This is a genomic window from Colwellia psychrerythraea, from assembly GCF_000764185.1.
Taxonomy (GTDB): Bacteria; Pseudomonadota; Gammaproteobacteria; order Enterobacterales; family Alteromonadaceae; genus Colwellia; species Colwellia psychrerythraea_B.
Map to the genome: position 1 here is coordinate 60,325 of NZ_JQEC01000039.1, position 11,503 is coordinate 71,827.

9 protein-coding genes are annotated in these 11,503 nt (G+C 38.5%); 7 read left to right on the forward strand and 2 right to left on the reverse strand.

Annotated elements, in window-relative coordinates; genetic code table 11:
* Nucleotide 1: 1 nt before the first annotated feature.
* The 5 genes from fkpB (at nt 2) to fadD (ending at nt 4,920) form a co-directional block, all read left to right on the forward strand.
* Nucleotides 2–445 (forward strand): FKBP-type peptidyl-prolyl cis-trans isomerase, encoded by a 444-nt coding sequence (gene fkpB / locus GAB14E_RS09820; protein WP_033082713.1) that lies wholly within the window; start codon nt 2–4, stop codon nt 443–445.
* A 197-nt stretch (nt 446–642) separates the two neighbouring features.
* Nucleotides 643–1,362, forward strand: coding sequence for a tRNA (adenosine(37)-N6)-threonylcarbamoyltransferase complex dimerization subunit type 1 TsaB (tsaB, locus tag GAB14E_RS09815; RefSeq protein WP_081967823.1), 720 nt, complete (start codon nt 643–645; stop codon nt 1,360–1,362).
* Nucleotides 1,363–1,491: 129 nt separating this feature from the next.
* Nucleotides 1,492–2,172 carry a M50 family metallopeptidase gene (locus tag GAB14E_RS09810; protein ID WP_033082715.1) on the forward strand — a complete coding sequence of 227 codons (681 nt, stop codon included), beginning with the start codon at nt 1,492–1,494 and terminating at the stop codon, nt 2,170–2,172.
* Nucleotides 2,173–2,190: 18 nt separating this feature from the next.
* Nucleotides 2,191–3,147 (forward strand): alpha/beta hydrolase, encoded by a 957-nt coding sequence (locus GAB14E_RS09805; RefSeq protein ID WP_033082716.1) that lies wholly within the window; start codon nt 2,191–2,193, stop codon nt 3,145–3,147.
* A 117-nt stretch (nt 3,148–3,264) separates the two neighbouring features.
* A complete protein-coding gene (gene fadD / locus GAB14E_RS09800; RefSeq protein WP_033082717.1) occupies nt 3,265–4,920 on the forward strand; it encodes a long-chain-fatty-acid--CoA ligase FadD in 1,656 nt (551 codons plus the stop codon).
* Between the two features lie 117 nt (nt 4,921–5,037).
* On the opposite strand, the gene GAB14E_RS09795 is transcribed toward fadD, so the two are convergent.
* Nucleotides 5,038–5,775: a YciK family oxidoreductase gene (locus GAB14E_RS09795; RefSeq protein WP_033082718.1), complete on the reverse strand. Its 738-nt coding sequence runs from the start codon at nt 5,773–5,775 to the stop codon at nt 5,038–5,040.
* Between the two features lie 304 nt (nt 5,776–6,079).
* On the opposite strand from GAB14E_RS09795, the gene GAB14E_RS09790 reads away from it, so the two are divergent.
* Entirely contained in the window at nt 6,080–8,707 is a 2,628-nt protein-coding gene (locus GAB14E_RS09790; protein WP_033082719.1) for a VolA/Pla-1 family phospholipase, read from the forward strand.
* Nucleotides 8,708–8,854: 147 nt separating this feature from the next.
* Nucleotides 8,855–9,913: a protease SohB gene (gene sohB, locus GAB14E_RS09785; RefSeq protein ID WP_033082720.1), complete on the forward strand. Its 1,059-nt coding sequence runs from the start codon at nt 8,855–8,857 to the stop codon at nt 9,911–9,913.
* A 116-nt stretch (nt 9,914–10,029) separates the two neighbouring features.
* On the opposite strand, the gene GAB14E_RS09780 is transcribed toward sohB, so the two are convergent.
* Entirely contained in the window at nt 10,030–11,391 is a 1,362-nt protein-coding gene (locus GAB14E_RS09780) for a dicarboxylate/amino acid:cation symporter (RefSeq protein ID WP_033082721.1), read from the reverse strand.
* Between the last annotated feature and the right edge of the window lie 112 nt (nt 11,392–11,503).

The window sequence follows — 11,503 nt, forward strand, 5'->3', positions numbered from 1 at the left end:
AATGACCGATTCAATACAGACACAGATCCAAAAAGACTCAAATATTCTTGTTCATATTACTATGAAATTAAGTGACGGCTCTGCTGCCGATAGTACTAAAGTAAACAATAAACCAGCAAAAATAATCATGGGCGATAACAGTATTTCTCCTGCTTTTGAGGCTGAGCTAATTGGTTTGAAAAAAGGTGAGTCAAGAGAGTTCACTCTAGCAGCTAATGATGCCTTTGGTGAGACTAACCCAGATAATATTCATTATATGGGGCTTGATAAATTTTCAGCGGAAGTACCGGCAAAAATAGGTAATATTATTACTTTTACACAACCCGGTGGTGAATTACCCGGTATGATTAAAGAGATTAATGGTGATTCGGTTACTATTGATTTTAATCACCCATTAGCAGGACAAACGGTTACGTTTGTTATCGACTTAGTCGACATCCTTTAAAATATTCGATCCGTTTAAATGCCTTTTGCTCTTTATTGCGAACTTGTTTTCTAGAAATATCACATAGATAAACTATGCATCATTTCTAACGCCTCGAGCAAGAAAGCATTTAATTCGAACAAATATTATTATAAATTTTAAAGATAATAGAAAGATATAACCAACTATATCCAACTTTATATAGGTAAGTAAGTATTGTGAATTATTTGGCTCTTGATGCTTCAACGGAAGCATGTTCAGTAGCACTGCAAGTAAATGGTAAAGTCTTTTCTCGTTATGAACTTTGTCCACAGTCGCATAGCCTACATCTACTGCCAATGATAGATGCAGTGCTTAATGAGGCGAGTATTAAATTAGCAGATCTTGACGGTCTAATATTTGGTCAAGGGCCAGGCAGTTTTACTGGTGTTCGTATTGGTGTTGGCGTAGCTCAAGGGTTAGCTTTTTCAGCTAACTTACCTGTTGTTGGCGTTTCTAGTCTACAAGCTATGGCCCAAATGGCTTATATGAAACACGGACAAAAGCAAGTTATTGCCGCAATCGATGCGCGCATGTCGGAAGTTTACAATGGTTATTATACCTTGGATGAACATGATGTTATGCAAGCGCAGCAAGCTGAAGCAGTTACTCCGCCTGAACAATTAGCAGAGCAGCTATCGGCTGTTGTAACTACGCCATTCTATGCAGTGGGTACAGGTTGGGATGCGTATTCTGAAAAATTAAGTGAAAAATCAGGTGAGCAATTGTTCGCATTGCAAACTAATAATGGCAGTCCTGATATTTTATTCCCAAGCGCTGAAGCGATGTTGGTAATCGGCAAAATAAAGTTAGAATTAGGCCAGGGCGTTAGTGCAGAAGAAGCACAGCCAGTATATGTTCGCGATACAGTTTCCTGGAAAAAGCTTCCGGGTAAATAACTCAAAATTATAATGGTCTAAAACTATGACAGGTAATAATCTCAGGAAACTATCTGACGAAGTTATATCACGAAGTTATATCACGAAGTAATGGCAACAATCTATGATCGTAAAATATGGCAGTAAAGTATGACTAATAGCCCACAAAGCTCCTCCGCCAGCTTTTGGCAAAAATACCAATTGTATTTCTTGTTGGTAGCGGCCATTATCATCAGACAAATTCCGATTGTGTCTATCCCACTAAATTGGTTGGAGACATACTTTCATGAAATAAGTCATGGTATTGCTGCATTGCTTACTGGTGGCGAAATCATCAGTATTCAACTGTATGCTACAGGCGCTGGTTTATGTACTACCCAGGGTGGCTTGAGTTTTTTTATTACTGTTTTTGGTTATGCAGGAGCAACACTTTGGGGCTGGCTGATATTTAAATTAGCGAATAGTCATCAACGCACCGCACAAATTTTTTCCGGCTTAATGATTGTATTACTGCTTGCTTCAATTATATTTTGGGCAAGAGATTTGTTTACTATGATTATCATCGCAAGCTTGGCGATTATGTTTGTTATGACTATAAAAATGCGTCGTTTGCATTATCTACAATTATTACTAAAATTCTTTGGTTTGAGTATTCTGTTAAATAGTCTATTTAGTCCAACTTATTTATTTGATGGTCGAGATTTAGGTGATGGGGCTGCTTTAGCTTCAATGACAATGGTACCTGAACTCGTTTGGGTACTGTCATGGTGTCTGCTAGCACTAGGTGTTCTTTACTCCTTAATTAAAACCAACAAAAAGTCTTATTCTTAAATCAAGGGCATAACCCTTATGACTGATCCCGAAAAAAGTAATGAATGCCTAATTGATGTAAGCAAAATTGACGAGATCAGCTATAAACTAGATGATTTAACCTTAGCTGCAATAGCTTGTGGTAATAAGGATCATCAGCCAGTGTTATGTTTACATGGTTATTTGGATAATGCCGCCAGCTTTTTACCTTTAATGCAGCAAATAACACAAGAAAGAAATTTACTGGCTGATAAGTATGTCATAGCCTTGGATTGGCCTGGTCATGGTCACTCGGACCATCGTAATGTTGGTGCTCACTATCATTTCTTTGACTATGTTAGTGATTTAGTGGCTTTGTTCAAACTCAATAACTGGCCAGCAATCGATATTGTTGCTCACTCAATGGGTGCTATGGTTGCTAGTGCATTCGCCGCCGCTTTTCCTGAAAAAGTAAAATCACTGACCTTGATTGACTCATTTGGTTTCATTTGCGCACCAGTAGAAGAAACAACTAAGCAGTTACGGCATGGCGTTTTAAGTCGTATCAAGACTGTTAAGTCTAGTCGATCATTTACTGAAGATACGGCGGTTAAAGCCCGTATGAATGTGTCGGACTTACAGATTGACCATGCTAATTTAATTGTACAAAGATCATTAGTAGCGGTTAAGCCTGAGTTAAACAGAAAAACAGCAGAGGAAGGTGCTAGTACTTTATATCGTTGGCGTTCAGACTCTCGCTTGCGTACTGTTTCGCTTTATCGATTAAGTTTAGTGCAGGGGCAGCAGCTGTTTAGCGATATTAGCTGCCCTTTACAATTAATATATGGTGATAAAGGCATGGACATGGTTAACACTGGGCTGGAGCAGTATTCCTCATGTATTACTAACTTAACTATTACCAAGTTAGATGGCGGCCATCATGTACATATGGAGCAAACTCAAGAACTATCATCTTTACTCAGTGAATTTTTAAGTAAAATTAAAACAAGCGTTTAAATTGGTGGCGCAACGAGCAAAAATTTGATAAAACAGTGGTATTAAAATAAGAGTTACCCGAAAATAAAATAATTGTCAGAATGATTAATGTCTAATTACCTACTGAGGAAAGCCATTGTGGAAAAGATTTGGTTAGAAAAAAGTTACCCAAGTGACGTGCCGTTTGAAATAGATGCCGATAAATATCCATCTATTGTCGCCATGTTTACTAAATACTCTACTCAGTTTAGTGAAAAAACTGCTTTCATCAATATGGGTGCTTCAATCTCCTATGAAGAGCTTGCTATACAAGCACAAGCATTTGCTGCTTACTTACAACAAGATTTAGGTTTAGAAAAAGGTGATAAATTCGCCATCATGGTTCCTAACTGTTTACAGTATCCCATCGCATTATTCGGTGCTTTACTAGCAGGCCTTACCGTTGTTAATGTTAACCCTTTGTATACTGCCAGAGAGCTTGAACATCAGCTAAAAGACTCTGAAACGAAGGCAATGCTAATCATAGAAAACTTTGCTCAAACGCTTGAAAAAGTAATTGATAAGACGCCAGTAAAACATGTCATCATGACATCTCTAGGCGATCGCCTAGGCTTAGTTAAAGGTACCGTTGTAAATTGTGTAGTTAAGTACGTGAAAAAAATGGTACCTGCTTTTAACCTGCCAAATGCGGTACGTTTTAATAGTGCTTTAACTAAAGGCATGAAGCTTAATTTGTCCCCAGTTGAATTATGCGGAGATGATTTAGCCTTTTTACAATATACCGGTGGCACCACAGGTTTATCAAAAGGTGCAATGTTAACGCACCGTAATATGGTGGCAAATTTACAACAAGCTAAGGCTGCGATTTGCCCATTATTAGAAGAGGGTAAAGAGTTGGTGGTAACCGCTTTGCCGCTTTATCATATCTTTGCTTTAACGGCGAATTGCCTAACATTCTTCACCATGGGGGGCACTAATTTACTTATCACCAATCCAAGAGATATGCCGAACTTTGTTAAAGAGTTATCAAAGTATCCATTTACTGCTATTACTGGGGTTAACACTTTATTTAACGGTTTATTAAATACCCCAGGTTTTAATGAGCTTAACTTTAGCACATTGAAAATGTCACTTGGTGGCGGTATGGCGGTGCAACGACCTGTAGCTGAGCTTTGGCAGAAAATTACTGGTACTCGTTTGTTAGAAGGTTACGGTTTAACTGAGTGTGCACCACTAGTGACACTAAGTCCGCATAACCTTGTCGCCTATGATGGTAGTATTGGTATTCCAGCTTCTTCAACCGATGTTAAAATTATACGTGATGATGGCAGTGAAGCAGATATTGGCGAGTCAGGTGAAATGTGTGTCAAAGGGCCGCAAGTGATGCTTGGTTATTACAATTGTCCAGAAGCCACTGCTGAAGTTCTAAAAGATGGCTGGTTCGCTACTGGTGATATAGCTATGATGAATGACAAGGGTTGTTTCACTATAGTAGATCGCAAAAAAGACATGATTATTGTTTCTGGGTTTAATGTTTATCCAAATGAGATTGAAGAAGTACTGGCCATGCATGATGGGGTACTAGAGTCCGCTGCTATTGGTGTTCCACATGAGGTTTCCGGTGAGGTAGTTAAGGTATTTGTAGTAAGTAAGTCGGATGACTTGACTGAAGAATCACTGATTAAACATTGTCGCGAAAACCTTACTAACTATAAAGTCCCTAAACTGGTTGAGTTTCGTCAGGAGTTACCTAAAACCAATGTTGGTAAAATATTAAGAAGAGAACTTCGATAAACTTTCTGATTAGTCGAGAAAGTATCTCGTAAGTTATAATCAATAAAAAAGGCAAGCTCATTGAGTTTGCCTTTTTTATTGATAAATTGTCTAACGTTTTACTCTAGACAAATAAGCCTACTGGGCTTTTAACGTTTGGCCATTTACTGCGACACTATCATCAGACATTAAATAAACATATAAAGGCATAATATCTTCTGGGCTAGTAATCTCTGCTTTATCTTCTGCAGGGAAAGCACACGAGCGCATATTGGTATTTGTCGCGCCAGGATTAATTGCATTGGTACGTAAAGTTGAATCATCATATTCATCAGCAATAACTTGCATCATACCTTCAGTAGCAAATTTGGACATACTATAAGCTCCCCAATAAGCACGACCTTGATTACCAACACCAGATGAAGTGAAAACTAGAGAAGCCTTAGGTGATAATGCTAATGTTGGTATCAGTGCTTGGGCCAGCAGGTATTGCGCCGTGACATTAACTTTCATCACATCATTGAATACTTGCTCGTGAATTTGAGTAAATGGCGTAAGCTCACCTAAAATAGAAGCATTAAGTAATGCTCCATCTAAATGACCGAATTGGTCAACAATAGTTGAACACATATCAATATAATTTTGCTTAGTGGCACCTTTTAGGTCTAAAGGGATAATAGCAGGCTCCGCTAAACCAAGGGCAATAATTTCATCATAAACAGCTTCAAGCTTACTCACCGTTTTACCAAGTAAAATAACGGTAGCGCCTAATCCGGCATAAGTTAATGCAGCAGTGCGGCCGATACCGGCGCCAGCACCTGTAACTAGAATGGTTTTGTTGTTTAAGCAGGCATCTTTTATCGAATAATTAAACATATTAAGTTCTTTTAGCTGTGAGTAAGAAAATTGCCTGTCTATTCTACGCGTTGCTATTTTCATTGACGAGAAAAAAGTTTATTAACAGCACTAAACAGCGCAAAACAATACAAAGAGGTACAAAATCATACAAAAAAGTAAAAAAATACTAGCACCTTGTGACATCTTGCGGTAACTTTGACTGGTCTAACGAGTTATTCAAACGTTAGTTTGAACTTTAGTTTTATTAATAAGGTGCATACTGAAAGTAAAATAACTTTAACAACTATACATAATAAAAAATTAAGGCATTGGGGAATTCAACATGAAAAAGCTAGCTCTCAGTCTTGCGATTATTAGTGCACTAGGTTTAAGCGCCTGTGGTAGCGAGTCAATCGAAGATGTACAACAAGAAGTTAAAGATAATGGCTCAGCGGTTATGCCGTTAGCACGTATTGTTTTTGACCCTTCTAATGGCGTTTTATCAGTCCCTAATGATTTATTATTCTCGGGTTCACCTGATGGTACCTTACATATGCCTATCAAAAGGGATGATGAGGGCAATATAATTTCAGGTGAAAAGGATGAAGAGGGCAATGAGATTGAATCGCCTAATTATGCTGAACCATCAACTGCAATGGGAGCTATAGATGGTTGGTCAACGACTAATCCATTTGTACTTGCTATTGATTTTCCTGTGGGCACTTCACTTGATGGCAGCTCTGTGGTAAATCCTGCTTCAGTAAAAATATTTGAAACCTTAATGGGTGGTGATCCTGGTTGTGAAGAAGTGCCTCGTGGTGCAGCTTGTACGGTTGTTGGTGAATTAACCTTTGGTGTTGACTTTGCAGCTCAAGCATCTGGCAATAGTATTGCAATTATTCCTTTAAAGCCCCTTAAAGCGAAAACAACTTATATTTTAGCGTTAACCAATAACTTAAAAGATAGTAATGGTACCGCTATTGCGGGATCAGGTACATATGAAGCAGTTCGCCAAGACTTGACCACTAACCCGTTAGCAACAGATGACCAAAAGAGCTTGCAAGGTGTTATAAATAGCTATGAAAATGCTATTGTGGTAGCAGGAGCCGATAAAGATGCCTTAATTTACACTATGGCGCTAACTACACAATCAACCACTGACGTATTGGCTACTGCAAAAGCTTTAATGGCTAATAATGTACCTGCGATGGTTGCTAATGCAATGAAAGGTATTCCAACAATAGGTGTTCAAGATACCGGAATGTCTGTTGCTAATATTTTGGCTCCTTATCCTGAAGGGCATCCTGATTTTGACAAAAATAAAATCCCACAGTCATTAGTTCCTTTATATTCTACCGCTAACTTTATGCAAGGTAGCATTACTTTACCGTATTACTCTGGTGTGCCTAGCGTTGAAAATGGCATGGCACCTGTAAATGATTGGTGGAAGTCTTTATGTGACTCTGGCGCTATATTAGCTGGTGTAGCAGCAAAGATTGCTGCGGGGGAACTTCCTGCGGAAACAATTCCTGCTGAGCCTATAAGTGTTGATGATGGCACTTGTATGGCAATATCGGCGGCAAAAGAGTTACCTGCTCCAGGTCTTAGATCTCTAGGTTTTGATGCAAAGCGTCACTTAACCAAATTTAGCCCCGTTCCTAAAGCAAATACGAATATGCCTGTTGTTGTGCAAATGACCACGCCAGATGTCAACGTAGCGAATGCTGTTCGTCCAGGTTTAAATTTACCTGCTGATTTAGTTCAGCCAGACAGTGGTTGGCCTGTTGTTATATTGCAGCACGGTATAACATCGAAAAAAGAAGATATGTTAGCCATAACAGGTATTCTTTCAGCATATGGTTTTGCCACAGTTGCTATTAATCATCCTTTGCATGGTGATCCTGATGCCCTTGGTGGTTTACTTCCTGGTGGCAGTCGTGGTTTTGATATAACTGGTCCTGATGGTATTCCTGATGGCATTGATGATATTAATGCTTCAACAGTTTCAGCGACACATTATATGAACCTAGCTAGTTTACTAACTACTCGTGATAATTTACGTCAGTCAACATCCGATTTAGTTGGTTTACGCTTAGGTTTGAATTTCTTAGGTGGTCTTCATACTGAAGGTAATCCAATAAAAGTTGATGGTAGTAATGTACACTTCTTAGGACATTCTTTAGGTGCTATTACCGGTATAAACTTTGTTGCTCTAACAAACTCTGCACTTGATGCACAAGTAGACCCATTATTTGCCGTTAAAACTAATACGCAAGCAATGCCGGGTGTGATGATTGCTAACCTCTTGATGGAATCAGGTTCTTTTGGTAATTTGATAAAAGCCAACTTAACTTACAGCGCTTCACCTGAGTTTAAAGCTATGGTTGATGCAATGTACCCTCTAGATGCTAATGGTAGGACAACTGCAACAGAAAAAGAGATGGTTGCAGCATACTTAGCTTTTTATGCGGCATTAACTGCTGAACAACAAGCTGGCTTAAATGCTACTTTCACTCAATTTGTCTTTGCCGCGCAAACGGTAACTGATGCTGGAGACCCTGCAAACTATGCCAATATCATTAAAGTAAATGGCACACCAACACACTTAATAGAAGTCGTGGGTAATGGCGTTGATAGTGATGGCGGTGTATGTAAAGACATCTTAGCCACTGATAACTGCTCTGATCAAGTTGTACCAAATAGGGTAACTACTACACCATTTGGTGGTACTGAAGGTGCAATAACTTTACTTGGTTTGCCAATTGTTAGTAGTGATACTGAAGGCTCTGGTGCGGTACGCTTTATGTATGGCCATCATGGTTCAATATTAGATCCAGTTCCTAACAGCGTTTCAGTGCAGGATCCTCTTATTACAGGTGCCGTCACTCAAGAAATGCAAGGTCAAGTTGTCGGGTTCTTCGCTACTATGGGGCAATTGATAAAAGTGACTAATACAGAAGTTATTAAATAAATTTAATTTGTATATCTTATGATAGAAAACCCTCATTTGAGGGTTTTTTTTTGCTTGATTTTTATGTTTTTTAACATTTGTTTGCAAGCGAATAAAATAGTGTAGAATTAGCGTCATTTCTTTACACTTAAATCCTCAGGAGTTCTTTTGGAATTTTTATATGAATACGGTTTGTTTTTAGCAAAAGCCATTACCTTTGTTTTAGCTGTTATCGCTATTATTATTGCTATCGCAGGTGCAGCTGTAAAACAGCAGCACAAAAAGGGTGAATTAGATATCACCGACTTGTCTGAGCAATTTAGCGAGACAGAAGAAGACATCATTCATGCTTTATTAACTAAAGATGAATTTAAAGAAAAAGAAAAAGCAGATAAAAAGCTAGCCAAAGAAAAGGCAAAGGCTGACAAGGCAAAAGCTAAGTTAGCTAAACCTGGTGAAGAAACCGAGCCAACTAAGGCTCATGTTTTTGTTGTTGATTTTAATGGCAGTATCGACGCTAAAGAAGTTAGCTCTTTACGTGAAGAAGTAACAGCGATACTTTCTGTAGCAAAACCGACAGATGAAGTATTTGTTCGTTTAGAAAGTGGCGGCGGTATGGTACATGGTTATGGTTTAGCCTCGTCACAACTTGATCGTATTCGTCAGCATAATATTCCCTTAACAGTATCGGTTGATAAAGTAGCTGCTAGTGGCGGTTATATGATGGCGTGTGTTGCCAATAATATTATCTCAGCACCCTTTGCTATTTTGGGTTCTATTGGCGTTATTGCTCAAGTGCCAAACTTTAATAAGTTATTGAAAAAACATGATATTGACTTTGAACAATTTACTGCCGGTGAATTCAAGCGTACTGTTACCATGTTTGGTGAGAATACCGAAAAAGGTAAAGAGAAATTTATCGAAGAGTTAGAAGAGACTCATGTGTTATTTAAAAACTTCGTTAGTGAACGTAGACCGAGTTTAGATATTGTCAAAGTAGCAACGGGTGAGCATTGGTTTGGTACAACAGCGCTTGAGCTTGGTTTAGTTGATAGCATCCAAACGAGCGATGATTACTTACAAGGGAAAAGTAAAAGCCATAAAGTAGTCGCGATCAAATATGAAGTGAAAAAAGGCTTGGCTGAAAAGTTTTCTAAAGCGGCTTCGTTATCAGCAGAGAGTTTTTTAGGCAAGTTATTCCAACGTAATAATATTTTCCCTGGTTAATATTTATCATCCAGAGTTCTGGTTAATTATAGAGTTAGTATGATAAAAGAAAAGCCTTGCGGATATTACTCGGCAAGGCTTTTTTGTTTTCTACTAAGTAATTTAAACGTTAGTGTTTAGTTATCTTTTAAATGTTTAAAATCTATTTCTTCAATATTATGACCCGCTTGCGGATCAACATACATTTCGTTGTCAAATTGATCTTCACTCTTAGCTACAACAATACTCACCATGCTATCACCGGTAACATTAACTGCGGTTCGAGTCATATCAAGTAATCGATCAACACCAATGATAAGGGCAATACCTTCAACAGGTAAGCCAACTTGTTCTAACACCATAGCAAGCATGATTAAACCAACGCCAGGTACGCCAGCAGTGCCAATTGAGGCGAGGGTAGCGGTAAGTACAACAGTTAAGTAGTCAGCCAATGTTAAGTCTTGGGTAAATACTTGCGCGATAAAAACAGTTGCTACACCTTGCATTATCGCTGTGCCATCCATGTTAATGGTAGCGCCTAGCGGCACGGTAAATGAAGCAATAGAGTTTTTAACGCCCATCTTCTTTGTTGCCGTTTCTAATGTGACAGGAATGGTAGCGTTTGAGCTAGCTGTTGAGAAGGCAAAAATAGCGGCGTCACGCATTTTCTTTAAAAAGATAATTGGATTCAAACCAGTTAATAATTTTAAAATAACCGGGTATGTCACTAAAGCATGGATAACTAAGACAAAAAACACCACTAGGAAATATTCAATTAAATTACCGAAGGTGGTTAATGAAACAGTAGTAAACAGTGTCGCCAGTAAGGCAAATACACCATACGGGGCAATATTCATTAAGATAGTAACTAAGCGCATGATTACTTCACTTAAGTCTTCAAAAAATGAAGCTATGCGTTCACCGGCTTTGCCTGAAAGTGCAATGGCAATACCAAAGAGTAGGGCAAAAACAATTACCTGCAACATGTTACCTTGAGCAAAAGAAGCAAATGGATTGGTCGGAAACATTTGAATAATAACTTGTGCTAAAGAAGGGGCTTCTCTACTCGTAAAACTACTGTTAGTTACCATATTAACTCCTTCTCCAGGAGCAATGATTAGTGCGATGAAAATAGCAAAACTAATGGCGATTGCCGTAGTTGCCAAATATAAAGCTATAGCTTTACCACCAATTCGACCAAGTTTACTGGTATCTTTTAACGAGCAGACCCCACAAACCAGTGATACAAATACCAATGGCACAACCAACATGCGTAAACTGGCCATAAATATTTGGCCAATAACCTCTAACACACCATCAACCAGTAGGCCTTTTAGGGATAGATCAAATAAATAAAGGTTAATGACTTTGTCAGAGCCGTTAGGCATTAACCATTGTAAAAAGGTACCTAATAAAATACCGGCCACCATGCCAATAACAATTCGGCTAGTTAAACTGGTTTTTTTGAGCACAGTGGGGCTGGTTTGTTCTATTGTCATAGTATCTATATTACTTCGGCTAGGTTGTAAGTTATGTTGTAATTATTATACATCTATTACACATCCAATTTTCAGCGTTAAGATTAACAATAATTATCCGGATTAAGTACTA

Excerpts from the sequence above, each read along its gene's own strand:
- GAB14E_RS09790 (WP_033082719.1), top strand. The coding sequence starts at position 6,080 with ATGAAAAAGCTAGCTCTCAGTCTTGCGATTATTAGTGCACTAGGTTTA.
- fkpB (WP_033082713.1), top strand. The coding sequence starts at position 2 with ATGACCGATTCAATACAGACACAGATCCAAAAAGACTCAAATATTCTT.
- GAB14E_RS09805 (WP_033082716.1), top strand. The coding sequence starts at position 2,191 with ATGACTGATCCCGAAAAAAGTAATGAATGCCTAATTGATGTAAGCAAA.
- GAB14E_RS09810 (WP_033082715.1), top strand. The coding sequence starts at position 1,492 with ATGACTAATAGCCCACAAAGCTCCTCCGCCAGCTTTTGGCAAAAATAC.
- GAB14E_RS09795 (WP_033082718.1), bottom strand. The coding sequence starts at position 5,775 with ATGTTTAATTATTCGATAAAAGATGCCTGCTTAAACAACAAAACCATT.
- GAB14E_RS09780 (WP_033082721.1), bottom strand. The coding sequence starts at position 11,391 with ATGACAATAGAACAAACCAGCCCCACTGTGCTCAAAAAAACCAGTTTA.